The sequence below is a fragment of the Cryobacterium sp. Sr8 genome (assembly GCF_004403225.1).
Lineage (GTDB): Bacteria > Actinomycetota > Actinomycetes > Actinomycetales > Microbacteriaceae > Cryobacterium > Cryobacterium psychrotolerans.
Window position 1 is genome coordinate 1 of the sequence record NZ_SOHO01000005.1, and the last position, 18,001, is coordinate 18,001.

The 18,001-nt window shown below is 63.7% G+C and carries 14 protein-coding genes, 2 pseudogenes and 2 riboswitches; of the genes and pseudogenes, 9 read left to right on the forward strand and 7 right to left on the reverse strand.

Annotation, left to right across the window (positions count from 1 at the left end):
- Positions 1-884: 884 nt before the first annotated feature.
- Positions 885-1,472: a hypothetical protein gene (locus tag E3T54_RS00215; protein WP_134474069.1), complete on the reverse strand. Its 588-nt coding sequence runs from the start codon at positions 1,470-1,472 to the stop codon at positions 885-887.
- A gap of 1,041 nt (positions 1,473-2,513) precedes the next feature.
- A complete protein-coding gene (locus E3T54_RS00220; RefSeq protein WP_241976967.1) occupies positions 2,514-3,260 on the reverse strand; it encodes a DUF4158 domain-containing protein in 747 nt (248 codons plus the stop codon).
- A gap of 597 nt (positions 3,261-3,857) precedes the next feature.
- On the opposite strand from E3T54_RS00220, the gene istA reads away from it, so the two are divergent.
- The 6 genes and pseudogenes from istA to thiD all read left to right on the forward strand — a co-directional run bounded on the left by istA (position 3,858) and on the right by thiD (position 9,710).
- Positions 3,858-5,324 (forward strand): IS21 family transposase, encoded by a 1,467-nt coding sequence (gene istA, locus E3T54_RS00225; protein ID WP_134474076.1) that lies wholly within the window; start codon positions 3,858-3,860, stop codon positions 5,322-5,324.
- The gene (gene istB, locus E3T54_RS00230; protein WP_174844371.1) at positions 5,321-6,052 is read left to right on the forward strand and encodes an IS21-like element helper ATPase IstB; all 732 of its coding nucleotides are present in this window, start codon (positions 5,321-5,323) and stop codon (positions 6,050-6,052) included. The genes istA and istB overlap by 4 nt, the downstream gene beginning before the upstream one ends.
- A gap of 56 nt (positions 6,053-6,108) precedes the next feature.
- Positions 6,109-6,333 (forward strand): hypothetical protein, encoded by a 225-nt coding sequence (locus E3T54_RS00235; RefSeq protein WP_134474070.1) that lies wholly within the window; start codon positions 6,109-6,111, stop codon positions 6,331-6,333.
- A gap of 142 nt (positions 6,334-6,475) precedes the next feature.
- A pseudogene (locus E3T54_RS00240) lies at positions 6,476-7,000 on the forward strand (rhodanese-like domain-containing protein); the annotation flags it as partial.
- A gap of 123 nt (positions 7,001-7,123) precedes the next feature.
- Positions 7,124-7,231: riboswitch (TPP riboswitch) on the forward strand.
- Complete coding sequence (thiC, locus tag E3T54_RS00245) at positions 7,225-8,877, forward strand: phosphomethylpyrimidine synthase ThiC (protein ID WP_134474071.1); 1,653 nt, start codon at positions 7,225-7,227, stop codon at positions 8,875-8,877. It overlaps the preceding riboswitch by 7 nt.
- 23 nt (positions 8,878-8,900) lie before the next feature.
- On the forward strand, positions 8,901-9,710 hold the full coding sequence (gene thiD, locus E3T54_RS00250) for a bifunctional hydroxymethylpyrimidine kinase/phosphomethylpyrimidine kinase (protein ID WP_134474072.1): 810 nt from the start codon (positions 8,901-8,903) through the stop codon (positions 9,708-9,710).
- Positions 9,711-10,728: 1,018 nt separating this feature from the next.
- Here the strand turns inward: thiD and E3T54_RS00255 are convergent.
- Positions 10,729-12,348 (reverse strand): alkaline phosphatase, encoded by a 1,620-nt coding sequence (locus E3T54_RS00255; RefSeq protein WP_134474073.1) that lies wholly within the window; start codon positions 12,346-12,348, stop codon positions 10,729-10,731.
- A gap of 111 nt (positions 12,349-12,459) precedes the next feature.
- Between E3T54_RS00255 and E3T54_RS16595 the strand changes: the two genes are divergently transcribed.
- Positions 12,460-12,621: a hypothetical protein gene (locus E3T54_RS16595; protein ID WP_166804778.1), complete on the forward strand. Its 162-nt coding sequence runs from the start codon at positions 12,460-12,462 to the stop codon at positions 12,619-12,621.
- Between the two features lie 126 nt (positions 12,622-12,747).
- Here the strand turns inward: E3T54_RS16595 and E3T54_RS00260 are convergent, their stop codons facing one another.
- Complete coding sequence (locus E3T54_RS00260; protein ID WP_166804779.1) at positions 12,748-13,317, reverse strand: FeoA domain-containing protein; 570 nt, start codon at positions 13,315-13,317, stop codon at positions 12,748-12,750.
- 18 nt (positions 13,318-13,335) lie between these two features.
- Positions 13,336-13,409, reverse strand: a riboswitch (cyclic di-GMP riboswitch).
- A gap of 225 nt (positions 13,410-13,634) precedes the next feature.
- Here E3T54_RS00260 and E3T54_RS17510 point away from each other — a divergent pair.
- Positions 13,635-13,769 carry a hypothetical protein gene (locus tag E3T54_RS17510; protein ID WP_255452788.1) on the forward strand — a complete coding sequence of 45 codons (135 nt, stop codon included), beginning with the start codon at positions 13,635-13,637 and terminating at the stop codon, positions 13,767-13,769.
- 21 nt (positions 13,770-13,790) lie between these two features.
- On the opposite strand, the gene E3T54_RS16600 is transcribed toward E3T54_RS17510, so the two are convergent.
- Together E3T54_RS16600 and E3T54_RS00265 are read right to left on the reverse strand one after the other, a co-directional pair.
- Positions 13,791-13,964 (reverse strand): hypothetical protein, encoded by a 174-nt coding sequence (locus E3T54_RS16600; protein WP_166804777.1) that lies wholly within the window; start codon positions 13,962-13,964, stop codon positions 13,791-13,793.
- Between the two features lie 29 nt (positions 13,965-13,993).
- Positions 13,994-14,113 (reverse strand): annotated as a pseudogene (locus E3T54_RS00265) (IS3 family transposase); the annotation flags it as partial.
- Between the two features lie 1,133 nt (positions 14,114-15,246).
- Here E3T54_RS00265 and E3T54_RS00270 point away from each other — a divergent pair.
- Positions 15,247-16,875: a GAF domain-containing protein gene (locus E3T54_RS00270; RefSeq protein WP_241976969.1), complete on the forward strand. Its 1,629-nt coding sequence runs from the start codon at positions 15,247-15,249 to the stop codon at positions 16,873-16,875.
- Here E3T54_RS00270 and E3T54_RS00275 read toward each other — a convergent pair.
- On the reverse strand, positions 16,872-17,561 hold the full coding sequence (locus tag E3T54_RS00275; RefSeq protein ID WP_134474075.1) for a response regulator transcription factor: 690 nt from the start codon (positions 17,559-17,561) through the stop codon (positions 16,872-16,874). The two genes, E3T54_RS00270 and E3T54_RS00275, sit on opposite strands and share 4 nt — an antisense overlap.
- Positions 17,562-18,001: the final 440 nt, after the last annotated feature.

Genomic DNA, 18,001 nt, shown 5'->3' on the forward strand with positions numbered 1-18,001 from the left:
CTACAACCGCCGCCGGCGCCACTCCTCGATCGGGCATGTCACCCCCGTTGACTTCGAGATGCAATACTCATCACAGGCCGCAGAGATCCAACTCGCCGCTTAACCCGTGTCCACTCTCCGGGGTCAAGGCCAACCACCACGTGGGGCGTCAACGCGGACGGGGACACCTATGGCGGCCAGAACGAGAATGGGATCCCCGACCTGATCGCAGTAGTCGCCACGAACGGCCGGGACGACGGCTACGTCAAGAGGGCCGACCTGGAGGCGGCAGATGGAACAGCCGCTGCCGAGCATTTCGAGAGCCCCGAGGACGCGCTGCGCTGGCAGGAAGAAAACGAAGGCAAGACGGTGAGCATCCCGGTCTACGAGGAAGACGGCAGGACTGCCATCGGGACCTTCGTCGTCGGCGCCGGATAAACCCGCCCGTAAGACGTTCCACCACGTGGCCCTCACGTGGTGGAAGGAGCTTTTCAGGTGGCTCTCATCCACGCCAACAGTGGCTCTGAACGACACGATCCGTGGTCTAGAGCAGCGGCTCTGACCCGCACCACAGGTGGACCCCTCAGAGACGAATATTCAACGGTGAGCAAGTTCGCGATTCTGCCGCCACAAGGTCATGTAAGCCACTCTTGATTGCCACACTCCGCCCGGGGTAGGGGCCACCTCGTGGTGGGGCCGCGCCACGTGCCGATCGCGACGCGTACCCCACCTTCATCGTCACCTTACGAGACGCGCTACACCCTCATCTCATCGACAATCTGCCTGATGCGGCACCCGCACAAACGCAGATGTGACCTGTGCGGCCGGTCACCGTGCGCGCTTCGCGTCTACTGTTCCCAGATTCTCAGGCGCGGTCGCAATATCTGGGCTGCCATTTTCTATGGCTAGTGGCTGTGTCCGTCAGGCGACACTTCGGGAGCTGATGGTGCTCCTGAATCGGTTGGCGCCATCTCGTGCGTTTCAGACGATTCCTCGCCGTGGCCGTCCTCACTCTGCGTGAACGTTTGTGCATATGCATTCAGTGAAACGCCGAGGATTGCCACCACGATAACCGTTGCGAATCCGAGCTTGAAGGTCTGTACTTTATGGAGGTCAATTCCATGTTGAAGTACATAACCGACTAGCGAGAGTAGTACGCCTAGCGGGATGAGTATGCTCGCGTATTCCGGCACCTCATCAAAGTGCTGAACGCCGCCGCTGATCATACCTACGCCTAGTGCAAGCACGATCGAAAATGCAATGAGTTTGAATATTTCGGCAGGAGACAGCTTCCGTTCCTGCATGGTGATTTCGTTGATTGTCGACGAGGCAACAAATACCGCCGCTCCGATAAATCCAATTATTGAGAATCGCACTGGATCTATCGGAAAGTGCACAATTGAGCCTGAAAGGAATCCGGTGCCAATGAAAAGTCCCATGTATACCGCGTAGTTTGGGACGACGTGCCGGAGTTTAGGTTGATTCTTCTTCATAGTGGTGCGCTTTCTTTTCTGGAATAGTTTTTGTACGCCACAGGCCGTGGTGAGTGGCCGCATAGGCGTTTCATGTGAGGGATCCGCCCCGAGCCCGCGAGTGTGTTCAAACGGATTCAACACCCGTCTATACGCGCGCCACTCGCGTCTGTCTCGCTCGTGGCGCATCTGCTAAAGGGCCATGATGCCAATGAGCGGCACCGACAGCGCCCACATGGCGCTGTGCGGCGGGGTGAATCTAGCGAAGAGAGACGCCTCGTGAGCTCGTCGTCACGCGTTAGGAGACCGGATGGCCGTGGGCAAGGCGGAGCTCCGACGCCAGGTCTGGCACCAGAGCGGCAACTCGGTCTAAACGCGACAGATGGAAAGAAGAGTGAGGCTGGGCCGATGAATCGGCAAAACGACTGCGCGCTTTAGGCCGAGCGAGACGCCACCGGCATCGAGATGTTGTCGATACACAGCTATCCGCCGAGCCACAACGACCAAGGCAACGAGGGTAAGGAATAGCACACACGCCAGCGCGAGCAAACCACAATCCAACGAGCCGTCATGCGCGCCTGAAGACATCAACACGGCCGCGGGAGCCACCACCGCCACGGCCGGCAGACCCGCAGCCTCCTCGAGTGAACTGGCCGCCGCGGAAGACGACGGAACCGTGGCGTGCATGTCATGCCCGGTGGCCTGGGAAAGAGTGGCGAAAATACCAACAAGCATCACAGCCAAGGCGAGTAACGCAACGACAGGTGACAGTCTCCCGGGTGCAGCCGTGCGGCGTGCAGTGCCATCCCGCGTCATATCACCTCCGTTGCTGCCATCAGCAAAGCGAATTGACCCGCCGAAAGAACATCCTCCACGGTAACCGATCGAAACGCCGAAGCCTGAGAAACGGCCCCGCTCGCCGTCCACCCCGACCCTGCCTGAGGGCACCTCTGCGGCCATATTCTCCTCGGACGGAAAACGCTCAACGTCCCCCGATCAACGATCTACGGCTACCTCACCCGTACGCCCACCCCTTAGCGCACGTTTCCGTTCCATTACTACTCAGACCCCGAGCAGGGTCGCGCCCCGGCGTTGGCCCGATAGCCCCTGAAGCGCCGATGCCTTGCCTGCCAGCCCGTAGCGGGCCAGGGCGTTCATCCGGCCCGCGGGTATCGTTTCCACGTCAACGGTCCCCGCGCCCAGGGCCCGCAGGCGTGCCAGCCGGTCCAGCTGCCGCAGCAGCTCCCTTGAGGGCCCCGTCCGCAGCCGTTCCCACGCGGTCAGCCTCGAGCCGTCCGCGACGCGAAGCAGGCCCTCCAACTCCTGGATCAGGGAGGGCCCGGCCGCGTCAATCAGCACGGCATAGAGCCGGTCATTCGCGCCGGCACGGACCTCTGAGACCAGGCGCGTCAATGTGGAGACGCCCGGAAGAAGGACCTTCCGCTCGCGCAGCCAGACCGCCGCCCGTTCAAACAGGCGCACCGGCCCCTCCGCCGACGTCCACGCCCGGGCCGACAGGAACAGCTTCAGTTCCTCGTGCCTGGCCGGATCGGCGAAGTCAACGTACCCGTAGACGGCGGAGATCTCCGCTGCATGCTCGTAACCGGTCTGTCCCCGCTGCGCGTAGAGCTTGAGGACGGAGGCATCCGCCATGCCCAGCTGTCCGGCCAAGGACTCGACCACCGGCCAGGGAACATCCAACGGATCCGTCAGGAACCGACCCACGACCCGCACCGTAGCCAGCTGCACAGCGAATCCCAGGCGGTTGTGCATCCCCCGGCGGCGGCCGGCTACCGACAGATCGGCCATCGTCCAACCAGCAGAAGCGTTCCAGGTCTTCCTGCGACACCTCATCAGGGAATCGGCCGAACCCGGCGGCCTGCTCATCACTTAGGAAATCGACCACCATGGCACCAATTCAACAGCCACCGGATCCCTTACCGTGAATTTCCGTACCGATCCTCCTCAGACCCCGTGACTGCGATGGATCGTCGCCGCATCTCAGAATTCATGGTCACACGACGCGCAGATATTTTGGACGAGTCCGCGCCGGAACGGGAGTCCTCCCCCTAATCCGCCGTACCCGCAACCTGCAGATGCTGACCAGCGGTCGGGTCAACGTGCGGGTGGCTGTGTGTGATCAACTCTTTGTAGGCCGTTTCGGCGCTGGAATCCTGCCAAGTTAGTGGCCGGTTTCCTGCCGAAAGAGCGCTAAGAATCAGGCCAGGCGATGCCCCGTCAAGACGTTGGTTTTGGGGAATCCGCAGAGACAGAGATCACCGGTGGCCGCGGCCCTTCTCCCGTGCGTTGGAGACATGGGCCCGCCACCCCCAGATAGGTTCCTTACGGCGTAGCTACTGCCAAGCGGTCGCGCCGGAAGGAACTAGAAAGCAGATGACGGTACCCATGTCCGTGCAAGAAAATATCAGAACTCTCGATTCCCAAGGAATCGCGGGCGGTGAAATCGCCCGCCGGTTGGGGGTCAGCCGCGACGCGGTGACGAAGTACATCGGGCAACAGGACTACTCGCCGAAGCCCACGGTGCCCGTGGCCCGGCCTGCGGGCTCGGTCTTGACCGGCTTCGAAGACACCATTGAATTGTGGTTGGGCGAGGACCAGCGTCGGCCGCGTAAGCAACGCCACACGGCCAAGCGGGTCTTTGATCGTCTCGTCGCCGAGGAAGGTTTCATCGGAAGTTATTCGCCGGTGCAACGCTTCGTGAGGAAGTGGAACGTTCAGCACCGTCGGGCCGGCGAGGGCTTCACGGAACTTGTTTGGCCAGCTGGCACCGCGCAGGTCGATTTCGGTCAGGCTGAGGCCGTCATCGCGGGGATCCGGCAGGTTTTGCATATCTTCGTGGTCACGTTCCCGTTCTCGAACATGCGCTTCGTGCAGGCCTACCGGGGAGAAACAGCGGAGTGTGTCTGCCACGGGCTGCGCACCGTGTTCGACCACATCGGCGCCGCGCCCCGGCACCTGGTCTTTGACAACGCCACCGGGATTGGGCGACGAGTGGGGACCAAGGTCGCCGAGACCAAACTGTTCGGCGCGTTCAAGCTGCACTACCGGTCCGAGTCCAGGTACTGCAACCCGTACTCGGGTCATGAGAAGGGCAACGTGGAAAACGCGGTCGGGTTCCTCCGGCGCAACCTGATGGTCCCCGAGCCGGAAGCGGCCACCCTGCAGGGCCTCAACGAGGTGCTGTTGGCGCGGTGCCTGGCGTTGGCTGCGGCCGTGCACTATCGCAAGGGCCTGCCGGTGGGCGAGCTCTTCACCCAGGACGTCGCCGCCAGCCTGGCGTTGCCGGGGGTCGGGTTCGACCCGGTGCGTTACGAGACCCGCACCGCCGATAAGACCGGGAACCTCCTCATTGACGGGAACCCCTACGCGGCCGGGTCCGCCTTCCACAGTCGCACTCTCACGGTGGGGTTGCGGCACGATGTGGTCGAGATTCTCGATGAGCAGGCCACGCCCGTCCGCTCGTTCCCGCGGGCCTTCGGCCGCCAGACCGAGACGATCTTCGAACCCGCGTCGCTGCTGCCGTTGCTGGTGACCAAGCCCGGAGCCTGGGGTCATTCCCCGTTACGGGCCCTGGTCTCAGAGCCCGTGCGGGACTGGCTTGATATGGCCACGGCCACCAACCGGCGCCGGCTCCTGAACGCCGTGGACGCCGCGTCGGGATCGGCCGGTTTCGACGCTGCGATCCGCGCCGCCGACCTGCTGATCCAGCGCGGAGATGCCCCGGACATGGCCGCGTTGGGCATGCTCGCCCGCCGGCTCGCTGACGGCACCACGCCGACGGTAGAGAACGTGGATTTGAGCGTCTATGACATCTTCACCACCGTGAACACTATGACCGGAGAAATCGCATGAGCCTGGTCACCGTCCACGACATCATCGAGACCGGCCGGCAGTCATCATTGACCGGCACGGTGCTGGCGGAATGGGCCGAGAAAGGCACCCCGAAACAACGCGAATACCTCCACGGAATGCTCCTGGCCGAGCACGAATCCCGGCAGGAATCACGCCGCCAACGACTGCTGACCGCGGCACGTTTGCCGGCGTTGAAGTCGCTGAGCGGGTTTGACTACTCCAACGTCAAGTTTCCCGAAGACTACGGCCGTGACGCGCTGACCTCGCTGGAGTTCATCAACCAGGCCGAAGACCTCGTCCTCTACGGCGACGTCGGCACCGGCAAAACACACCTCGCGACCGCGCTGGTAGCCGCCGCCTGCCGCGAAGGGATCCCAGCACGCTTCTTCACCACGTCCTCGTTAGTCATGCAGCTGCGCCGCGCCAAAGACGAAGGCCGCCTCGACCGAGAGCTGGCATCCATCGCGAAGAACAAGCTCGTGGCCATCGACGAACTGGGATATCTACCGATCGATACCGAGGGCGCCAGGCTCCTGTTCCACGTCATCGCCGACGGCTATGAAAAACGAAGCCTGATCATCACCACGAACCTCGAGTTCTCCCGATGGGGAACGGTGTTCGGCGACGACAACATGGCCGCTGCCGTCATCGACCGCATCGTTCACCACGGCCGGCTCCTGCAGTTCCGTGGCGAGTCCTACCGGGTCAAACACGCCCTCATGAAATAGCCCCCGTAACCGCGCCAGCCATGACTAAAACACATCGACAGCAGAAGGAATCATCCATGAACGATGCAGAAACGCGGCCCTCGCACCCCTTCGGGTGCACCCTCGAAGACGACCTGAACATCCTCACAAACGGCGCCGACACGGGCTGGTGGGACGACAACGGACGACCAGCCCCATGGCCTGCCGACTTCCTCGATCCCGAAGCGGGATGGAGCAACGGAAACACCGACGCCCCCGCCGATGACGGCGACGAAAACGAACCCGGAAACCGGACGTTCTGACCACCGTGCTCAACTGGCCGGAAACCACGCCACACTGGCAGGTTTCTTATCGCTCAAATGGCCGGCTTCAAGTTGACAAAACACACGCTTCGACGGGCAGGTCAGTGTCTTCTGGGAGAAACACGGGCCGAGCTACCGAGACCTGTACCCCGAGGCCCCCTCAGCCGGATCGGCCCTCTCCTGCTCGGAAGGCGGCGTCCTGGGCCTGCTCTGCGCCGCCATCGGCGGGGTGATGGCGGCGGATGCGGTCAAACTGATCACCGGAGCCGGACGGACACTGCTGGGACGCGTACTGCTGTTCAACGCGCTGGCCTCGTCCTGGCGGGAGATCACGATTGCCAGAGACCCCGCCCGCAACCCGATCACCGAACTGGTCGACTACGAACGACTCTGCGGGGTTGCCCCGCGAGACGAGGCGGGCGACGCCCGCGCCATCACCGTTCGGGAATTGCGCGACCGCCTGGCAGCCCGGGACGCCGGTCACCAGGACTTCGACCTGATCGACGTCAGGGAAGCGGCGGAATATGCGCTTGGCCACATTCACGGATCCCGGCTGGTTGCGCAGGGTCGCATCCTGTCGGGCGAAGCGCTCGGCGAACTTTCCCGGAATCGGGACATCGTCCTGTACTGCCAGGCCGGGAGCCGTTCGCATGACACGCTGGCCGAGCTGCAGCGGCGGGGCTACGCACGGACGACACACCTGCAGGGCGGCCTGCTGGCGTGGGGAAAGGTCATGGGGGCTGGCCTGCCGATGCGCCAGGCGGAATCGACCGGTAGGGTTGATGGTTCAACCACTAACCACGGGAGCTCGCACCAGCGAGCTGAGAGGACGGCCAGGGCCGTCGACCGTTGAACCTGTCCGGGTAATGCCGGCGTAGGGAGATCTGCAGAATGCGAACAAACGACGCTACAACTGTGTCCACAGTGACCACTGGAGCCATCTGGGGAAGCACGAAAAGGTACGAGTTGGTACCCGGATTCCCGGGGATGACCGTACCGGTCCGGCGGGTGAACCTGAGCAACGACGAGCACTTCGACCTGTACGACACCTCGGGCCCCTACACCGACGAGGGCACCGAAATCGATCTGGATGCCGGATTGCCGAAGATGCGGGACGAGTGGGAGCGACCGGAGCCCATCGACGGCGCCGCCACGCAGCTGGTCTGGGCCCGGGCCGGAATCATCACGCCCGAGATGGCGTACATCGCCGCCCGGGAAGGGTTGCCTGCGGAACTTGTGCGGGACGAGGTCGCCCGCGGCCGGGCGGTCATCCCGGCGAACCACAAGCACCCCGAGAGCGAGCCCATGATCATCGGCAAGGCGTTCGCCGTGAAGATCAACGCAAACATCGGCAACTCCGCAGTCACCTCGTCAATCGCCGAAGAAGTCGAAAAGATGGTGTGGGCCGCCCGCTGGGGCGCCGACACGCTGATGGACCTGTCAACGGGCAAAGACATTCACCTGACCCGGGAATGGATTATGCGCAACTCCCCCATCCCCGTAGGCACCGTACCCCTGTACCAGGCGGTCGAGAAGGTCAACGGCGACCCGGCCAAGCTGACCTGGGAAATCTACCGCGACACCGTGATCGAGCAATGCGAGCAGGGCGTCGACTACATGACGGTCCACGCCGGAGTGCTCCTGCGCTACGTGCCGCTGACGGCCAAGCGGGTCACCGGAATCGTGTCGCGCGGCGGGTCGATCATGGCCGCCTGGTGCCTGGCCCACCACGAGGAGAGTTTCCTCTACACCCACTTCGTCGACCTGTGCGAGATCCTGCGGCGCTATGACGTCACATTCTCCCTCGGTGACGGGCTCCGCCCCGGCTCCATCGCCGACGCCAACGACGAGGCCCAGTTCGCCGAGCTGCGCACTCTCGGGGAACTGACCAGGATCGCGAAGTCGCATGGCGTGCAGGTCATGATCGAGGGTCCCGGGCATGTGCCGATGCACAAGATCGTGGAGAACGTGAGGCTGGAGGAAGAGCTCTGTGAGGAGGCCCCCTTCTACACGCTCGGCCCGCTGGCAACCGACATCGCGCCCGCCTACGACCACATCACCTCCGCCATCGGCGCGGCCATCATCGCCCAGGCCGGGACGGCGATGCTCTGCTACGTCACGCCGAAGGAACACCTGGGGCTGCCCAACCGTGACGATGTGAAAACGGGAGTCATCACCTACAAGATCGCGGCTCACTCCGCGGACCTGGCCAAACAGCATCCGCGGGCCCAGGAACGCGACGACGCCCTCAGCAAGGCACGGTTCGAATTCCGCTGGAATGACCAATTCGCGCTATCCCTGGACCCCGACACCGCCCGCAGCTTCCATGACGAGACGCTGCCGGCAGAGCCCGCGAAGACCGCCCACTTCTGCTCCATGTGCGGGCCGAAATTCTGCTCCATGCGCATCTCCGCCGATGTCCGGGCGTACGCGGAAGAGAATGGGCTCTCCAGCCTGGAGGCGATCGAGGCGGGGATGGCCGACAAATCCGCGGAATTCGCCCGCATGGGCAGCTCGGTGTACCTGCCGATCAGGGCGATCTGAGCATCGCTCCAACTGCCCCGCCGATGATCTTCAACGTCCTGAGCATCGCCGGCACCGACCCCAGTGGCGGTGCCGGCAGCCAGGCGGATCTGAAGACGTTCTCGGCCCTGGGCGTGTACGGCGCGAGTGTCATCAGCGCGGTGGTCGCCCAGGACACCCAGGGGGTGGCAGCGAGCCACCACCTTCCCCCGGCCTTTGTCACCGCACAACTCGACACGCTTTTCGACGACGTTCGCATCGATGCGGTCAAGATCGGCATGCTGGGCACGGCCGGCATCGTCGCGGCGGTCGCGGCCACGCTCCTGCGACATCGGCCGGCCTTCATTGTGCTCGACCCGGTCATGGTCGCTACGAGCGGAGACCAGTTGCTCGCTGGCGACGCGCTGGCCGCGCTGAGAGAGGAGCTCCTGCCTGTCGTCGACCTCGTCACGCCGAACCTGGCAGAGGCCGCCGCCCTGCTTGGCGAGGACGAGGCAGCAGTCAGCGAGGAGGAGGCGCTCGGCCAGCTGGAGCGGCTCCATCGGCTGTGCCCTGGCGTGCTCATCACGGGCGGTCACCTCGGCGGCGCCGAGAGCGTGGATCTCCTCCTACTGGACGGGACGATCACCCGGCTTCGTGCTCCGCGCGTGCCGACCCGGAACACGCACGGCACGGGCTGCACACTCTCGGCGGCAATCGCGGCGCTGCGTCCCCAACGCCCGGATTGGGCTGGCGCGGTGACGGATGCGAAGGACTACCTGACAGGCGCCCTGCTCGCCGCGGATGCCCTCGACGTCGGCCACGGCCACGGTCCGGTGCACCACTTGCATGCGCTGTGGCCCCGAGGCGCCTGACCGGGCCCGCTCTGGCGGCATGAGTCCGAGACGGTTCGTTCTGACCCGCGCGATCGGTGCAGGTAAGACGCCCACCTCATCAGAGCACACCGTTCGAGTCGACTTGCGGTGGCATTGCTTTGTGGAACGAGCGCCCACCGCGATTGCCGTGGGCCTTAGCTATTTCCCCAGGAGTCAGTCCGTTCGAAACCCCGTTCCGAAACGGCTCGCGCTGCCCGTTGGCGACCGGCTGAACCTGCAGACAATATCCGTGGGATTGCGAGATCGGCCTAGCGTTCGGCTCTGACCCCGATCGGTGAGTTGTTCGTCCTCGGCCGTGCTCCGTGCTCAACCAGCAAGTTCCTGATGCGATCACGCGCTGTTGTGGGATCGTCAGTGGTGGCGCCCGCGCGCCCGGTGCCGACGTCGTGCAACGGCTCCGCACGGCGTACCACGTGACCGGCATCCTGATTCAGCGTGAGAGTGCCAAGATGATCTAAGCGTGGTTCCAAGGAATGAACCGGGAACTGGGCGACAGGTACCCCGCAGCTCTTTTGCGTGTCGAGCCGCTGGACGAAATCGGCCAGACAGTCATCGCGGCCGCTCGCTCCTTTGCCGCCAACGGATAGCCGCCGACTCAAGATCGCCGAGCGCGCGGACTCCCCGCACCGGGACTAGCCGACGGATCCCCGTTGGCGATCATCCGATCGCATACCCACCATTCTGTGGGGGAGAGTTCGGCTATACCGAGATCACAGCGGTCCGGCCCATCTTTGCCCATGTCGTCTTCGCCCACGTCGCCCCCGGTTGCACAGGAGACACCAATACACTCCGGCGGGATGAAGCCGTCAAGGGTTTTGTGACCACTTTGGGGCGGCAGTGGCTAGCGGTGGTGGAATTACACGATCATGGGGCAGGCGAAGCGCTCGCGCGCCACCAGCCCGACCTTGTTAAGGTAGGCGATGACGATGCCGCACGACTTCCAGGAGCGCCGTCGTGACCACCGCTACCGGCAGCATCGCTGCCGAGTCCGCTGGGATTAGCGCTCGGGATGGAGTTCCTTACTCCAGACCACCGCACCGTTGGCGTTGCGCAAACTCACAGAAATCACGTCCTCTTCACTAAGATCCACGTGGCCGAAGTACTGGTTCTCGCCGCTGCGAGGTGACTCGTTGGCGTAGCTGCCGGCCTGGGAAAACTCCACGCTGGGACCAAAGGTTCCATCCATCTGGTTGGGACCGAAGCTGCCGGCGTTGATAGGCCCAGCCACGAACTCCCAGAACGGGTCGAAGTCCTGGAAGACCGCCCGTTCCGGCGAATAGTGGTGCGCCGCGCAATAGTGGACATCCGCGGTGAGCCAAACGACGTTCCTCACCCGGTGGCGTTTGAAGGCGGAAAGCACGCCCGCAATCTCCAGCTCCTTGCCCAGCGGAGCACCGTTGTCCCGGTTGGCCAGAGACTCCTGGTTCACCGGGCCGTCCGGAACTATGAGGCCAAGCGGCAGGTCCGCCGCGATCACCTTCCAGGTGGCCGTGGACTGCTTCACCTCCCGGATGAGCCAGTCGACCTGTTCCTGGCCGAGAATGTTGGTCTGCTGGGCTTCCTTGCCATCGGTGTTGGGGTCCTTGAAGGTGCGCATATCCAGGCAGAAGATGTCCAGCTGTGGTCCCCGGGAGATCTTGCGGTAAATGCGCGCCGGTTCAAACCCGGTGCTGCCGTCGGTCAGCTGGGCAATGGGCTGGTTCTCCTGCCAAGCCTGGCGGGCGCGGGCAGCCAGAACATCAACGCGCCGCTCGGTGTAGCGGGCATCGGTCAGGATCTGGCCGGCGTACCAGTTGTTATGCGTCTCATGGTCATCCCATTGGGCGATCACCGGAACCTCCGCGTACATGGCCCGGAGATTGGCGTCCAGATGGTTGTAGCGGTGCCGCCCCCGGTACTCCTTCAGCGTCTCGGCCACCTTGGACACCTCCTCGGTGACGATGTTCCGCCACAGCTTCCCGTCCCGTTCGGTCACCTGGGCCTGGATGGGACCGTCTGCGTAGATGGTGTCCCCCGAGTGAATGAAAAAGTCCGGTCGTGTAGCGTGCATCGCGGCGTAACCACGCATGCCACCGATCTCCTCATTGATGCCCCACCCCTGGCCGGCGGTGTCGCCAGTCCAGACAAAGCTCTGGCCCCGCGGGGCGGAACCGCTGCCGCGCCGGCCCTGGCCCGGTGCCGTGCTGAAGGAGCCCTGCGCAGCCTCACCGAGGTTCCCGTCCACATCCTCAAACTGGAGGCTGAGGGCAAAACGCGTTCCCGACGGAAGGTTCCGAGAGTTGATTCTGGACGTAAAATCGGTGGCTTCACTGGCAAGACTGCCTCGTAAGACGCGCTCAAAGGCACGGCCGCCGCCCAGCGGAGACCCGCCGTCGTCTACCGCGCGCAGGGTAGCGACCAGCAGACCCTGTCCGGACCCGCGGGACCAAAGGACTCCGGAATCGGTGGTCACGTCGCCCGTGGATATCCCGCTGGGCAAGGTCAAACGGTTCCGAACCAGGGGGATGGCCGCGGGACGGGCAGCCTGGGCGGCCCGGGCGGCACCAGGTGCGGCGACGGCGAGACCGGCAGCGGCAATGGCAACGGTGAACATGGAGCGGCGGCTGAAATCTGTCATCGTTCCACCCTTGCCGCGCTACTCAAACCCCCAGTGACTCCAGCATGAACGTTGAGGCAAACAAGGCGCCCTGCGGCAACATCTCGCCACGAAGCGTCAGCGGAATTGTGGATGCAGTTGAAGGTAGGACGTTCCATCGGCTCGGTCGCCGAGGGCGTCCCCGAGCCACATCCCCGACACAACCCGCCCATTGTGGTCAACTGGGTCAACGAGAACGGCGGGCAGCTGCCCGTGCTGGTTCGAACTGACCACAACGACCGCCGGCGGCTGTGACGCATCGGCATGGTGAAGGGTGAGCGTGACCGGGAGCGAACTTTTCATGACATTTCCTTGGATCCGTGCGGGTGGGGGAGACGTAGGTGGGGTGCGATTGAATTCGTGCCGTCAGACCGCCACGGCTCAGGCCGCCGCGGTTCTTTCGACCCAGAGGGCATCGGAGGCCACACTGCCGAGGTGGATCTTTTCGGCCTGACCCCGGATCTGGATCGTCATGACCGCGGAGTTCGAGCGGCGCTTCCGCACCGTGAGTCGCGTTCCGGCGGCCAGGCCCAGCGCCGCCAGGTAGGTGAGCAGGGTCGGCGCGGCGTCGGATACGCGCACGATGGCCATCTCCCCGCCAGCTGTGGCATCGGTGAGCTTCATCCCGACGGGGCGAACCGGGCGAACCGGAGCCGGGGGCGAGGTCGGGGTTACGGGGCTGGATGCCCGGAGGTGATTGTCCATGCGCTCCACGATCGCGTCGGAGACGCTGCGCTCCAGATTCTCCATCTCACCGCGCGCGTCGTCGCCGGTGTAGCCGAGGGTCTGGATCAGGAAGGCGTGTAGGATCCGGCGCCGACCCGCCGTGCCGATCGGGCGAGCGCGTGCGGCAGCCGTGATGCCGACTGGCCTCGTATCCGCTGGCCTGGTGTCGGCTGGGTTGATGTTGGCCGGTTTGGTGGGCACTACGAACAAGGCCTGAGCAGTCATCCGGGACGTTCCATCCATTTCGGTGGGCCGGCTAACCCGAAGGTCCCGTGCCTTTGCGACCCCGCCTTACGACGAGTGTGCCTTTTCGTTTGGCGTAGACAACCGCCGCGGTGATCCAGTGATCGCCCATCCTGAACCTAAAAGCGCGGCACGGCCCGGGGGGAGCCCCCGAACGGGGAGTCTGTCCCCCGTTTTCGGTCTTGCGCGCCGCACGGTTTCTGCATCGTTTGGCTGGTGACATTCGCTCGGAATCGGCGTACCGTTTTGGGTGCGGGTCATCGTGGAGTCATCCCGGGCCCGTAGTTAGGGAGCACGAAATGCCTGACAAATCACCGCACCGGCACCACGACAAGAAGCCGGGCCGATCCATCAAAGAGAAGCGCGCCGACAAGCGGGCCAAGGGCATGACCGAAACCACAACGGATGCCGTTTCGCACATCAAGAAGCACTAGCGGCTGCTGACGGGCTCGCCCCTACGCAAGGTCCAGGCCGTTCCAGCCGAGGGAGTCAGGCTCCGCCTTCGTCTTGAAGAGGGTGGGGTAACTGGTCAGGGACAGGTTCTGGGTGCGGTTGAGCAGGTAATCGACCACCTCGGTCGTGTCGGGCTCGGTGCTGCCGGGCTCGGCCCCCGGTGCGCCCTCGGACATGCTGATGATTTCGCTCGCCGGGCCGCGCTCGCGAGGCGCAGGTCTTCCCTGGTTGCCCACCGCTTCTGGTCGAAGACGTTCTTCTGCAGTAGCGCGAAGAACGACTGCATCGCGGCCTTGTCACCGCAGGCTCCGACGAGGCCCATCGCGTCGTGGTTGGCCGAATAATCCACGAGGAGCAGCACCCCGAGGGCTCGTCCTCGGAGGGCGCACGTGTCGATCCGGCCCCTGTTTGGCGTGAGTGGACCCGGGCGAGCGGGTGGCCGCGGTATCCGCGTTCGGGTGATGGCGTGGCTTCATGGAGCCGACGTGCTCCACGTCAATCAGAACATCAAGCAGGCCGATGGGCCTCCGATGCTCAGTAGCTTCCAGAACGACAGCGGATAGCCGCTGTATTCACGGCACCTGGGGCGCCGTGATGATTGAGGGATATGTTGGGTGGAGCCGGGAGCGGCATCGGAGCCGGTCGAGGCAGCGCCGGTCCGTATTACTCCCCACGAAGGAGATTCAGTGTCGAATCAGTGGCATGAACCGTGCGCAGCGGCAGATCTCGAGGTCTGCAGTCTGTCCGATCATGAGTGGCGTGTGGGTGATCGCCGGCGGAATGAAAGGTCGCCCGAGAAGGTGCTCGGTTACATTGAGAAACGTGGTCCTGTTTTTGAAGTCATGAACATGGAGGCGCCACGACGGCATCTCATGTTTGATCGTTTCGAATCCGCGGTCGCATCGTTTGCGTCAGTCCTCCCGACTTAGATTTTGTCCACGGCGTTGACGCCAACTTCTCAATTCACTCAGCTCCGGGGCGGCGTGAGATTAACGTGTTGACGCTTGGGGGCTCCGCACGAAGCAGGAGCGCGCCGGTCCGAGCTTCTTTATACGATCGAGCGGACAGACCAGCGGAATGCCAGTCCAGGGACAGGACGTACCGGGCTGATCGGGCTGATCGGGCTGTGGATTTACCGTCACGCCGAATGTTTCCGAGTTACGTTCGCCTCGGGGACAACTTGACGGAGGCGAGAGTCAGGCGCTGATGTGGAATGTTTCAGATGGTGTGTGTCAAACCACGCAAAAGTGCCGCAAGGTTTTGGCTTGCACATGAGAGGGTTGCGGGGAGAGCAAGCCAGACCGTGGCCGCCGTGGATGAGCGCTGGTCGAAGCGATAACGAGCATGCGGAGCCAGAGCATGATGGATCGGCATCACGATCAGACTGTGCCGGGTACCCGTGTCCTGGGGAGTGAGGGTCTCCGGCCTGGGGTGGCGACTCCTGCTGAGGAGCTCGCAGTGGTCGTTGACCGTATGCGCGGTCTAGTTGGGGCTCTGTCCATCGTTGCCGAGGGCCTGAGCCTGGAGGTCGTGCTGGAACGGTTGGTCAGGATGGCCTGCCAGCTCGTGGATGCAGAATTTGGGGCACTGGGTGTGATTGGCGATGACGGGTCCCTGGACCAGTTCATCACGGTCGGTTTCGACGCTGAAACGACGAAGCTCGTTGGGCCGCTTCCGACCGGGCATGGGGTTCTGGGCTTACTCATCCGCGAGCCACGGCCGCTCCGCTTGCACGACTTGGGTGAGCATCCCGCGGCTGCGGGGTTTCCGCCGAACCATCCACCGATGGTGTCGTTTCTGGGTGTTCCCGTCCGTGTTCGGGATGTTGTGTTCGGGAATTTGTACCTCACCGCGAAGCATGGCGGGGGCGATTTCACTTCGGAGGACGAGGAACTGGTGGTCGCGCTGGCCGCAGCGGCGGGCGTCGCCATCGAGAACGCGCGTCTTTTCGAGAAGTCCGAACTGCGCAGGAAGCAACTCGAGGCCGGCGTGGACGTGGCCAGAGGGATCTTGGACTCTGTCGATAACGAAAACCAGGAGGGCCTCGATCTCGTAGCCCGGCGGGCCATGCTCGAAACCGGGGCGGACTTCGCTTTCCTCGGGTTCCCGACGGAGGAGAACAGCCAGATGTCGTGCGTAGCGGCCGCGGGGCCAGGCGCGGCGGCTCTCGTTGGCCGCGTGGCGGCTATCCGTGCCTCCGCTCTGGCCGAACTGGAAATCCGGGGGGCAGCGATGGCGTTGCGGGAGTCTCCACTCGTTTTCAGTCGGATTGGCGTCGGTGCCGGCGACGAGGGGCCGGCGATGGGCCCAACGCTGATGGCGGCGGTCCACCGTCGCGGGGGGCGAGGTGGGGTGTTGGTGCTCTCCCGGCGCGCCGGATCCTCAGGATTCGGTCCGACCGACGTCGAGATGGGCGCCGTGTTCGGCGCGCATGTGGCGATGGCGCTCGAACTGACCCAGATCAACCGGGCGAGAGAGCAGCAGGCCGTTTTCGGCGACCGTGACCGGATCGCCCGCGACCTGCATGACGTCGTTATTCAGCGGATCTTTGCGGCCGGTCTGAGCCTGCAGGGCATCCGTCATTTCACAAGCGACGTCAGAGCCCTCGAGCGAATCGAGACGGTCACAGAAGAATTGGATGACACCATTCGCGAAGTGAGACGCACCATTCACTCACTCAGCGGAATCTCCCCCACAACAGAGACCTTGAATAGCCGAATCCTGAGTGCCATCAAGGACAAGACGGACTGGCTTCCTTTCTCTCCGCGCGTGCTTCTCTCAGGACCTCTCAGCGAGGATATCGGAGTCCTCCTGTCGGAGAACCTGCTGGCCGTCATTTCCGAAGGACTCAGCAATGCCGCGCGCCACTCCGGGGCAACCTCGATCGACGTTTCCGTGAAGGTCGGGCAAGGCCGGGTGAAGCTCCTCATCTCCGACAACGGACACGGCTTCTCGGGAACAGTCAAGCGCAGCGGCCTCGACAACCTCGAACATCGAGCAAAAGCCTGCGGCGGGCGTACGGCCGTGTCGAGCGTCCCGGGCGAAGGAACCCGCCTCGTGTGGTCCGCGCCGATCCGCAGGGTTTAGCGTCGCGGCTTGTCCCCGCCCCTCGCGACGAAGACCGCCGCCTGAGTGCGGCGGTGGAATCCCATCTTCGCCAGCATCGACGACACATAGTTCTTGACCGTTTTCTCGGTCAGGAACATCGCATTGCTGATCTCCCGGTTCGTGAGCCCCTCACCGATCAGGCTGAGTACCCTCCGTTCCTGATCGGTCAGCGGCGCCGACCGCGGATCCCGCAGATTCGGGTCCGCGAGGTTCTCAATGATCCGCGCCCTGACCTCAGGGTCGAAAAGAGTCTCATGGGCCGCGGCCCGACGTATCTTGTCGAGCAGATCGGCACTGTGAATCTCTTTGAGCACGTAGCCCGCGGCGCCGGCCAGGACAGCACCGCTCCGCGCCTGGTCATCGTCGTAACTCGTCAGGATGAGGCACTGGACCGCTGATGCGCTTGACCGCACATTGCGGCACACCTCAACACCGGTGCCGTCCGGGAGTCGACCATCCAGAATTGCCACGTCCGGCCGCAGAGCCAGAATCCTTTCGGTTGCCTCTTGTGCCGAGCCCGTGTCCCCGACAACCTCGAAGCCCTCCTCCGCCAGCAGCTCCCGCAGCCCGCGCCTCACCAGCTCATGGTCGTCAAGGATGAACACTCGGATCGGGGATCCAGAATTTTGCGCTTCACCAGACAACGACGTTGATGCCTCATCCATGTTTCTCCTTCACCAAGTCCGCGAGTACATCGCTGCCCACAGAAGCGAACGCGATTGGCCCCGGCAACGGGTTCGCCTGTTCAGACCATTGTCGCGCGCCGGGACGCAGCCGAACTAGAGCATAAAGTCCAGTGTGTTCGAGCTGGGTGAAGTCCCCGGCCTGCCTTCTGGGCTGTGGGCCACCACCGAGACAGACGTCGCTTCCGGTGTGGCAAGCACACCCGAAAGTGCGAAACCGAGGACTTAAGGCTCTACGGCCGAGCCGAATCGGGTCCGTATCGTGAGAAATGTCAGCTGATCGGGTCGAGAACCAAACAGAGACGCGAAAGTCTGGGGTCACGTCCCGCTGAGTGGTGGAGTTTCTCAACACCGTGCGGGTCAGTTGTTCTAGTTTAGGCGGCGGCGAGTTCGGGGAGGATCACCGCCTCATCGATGACCTC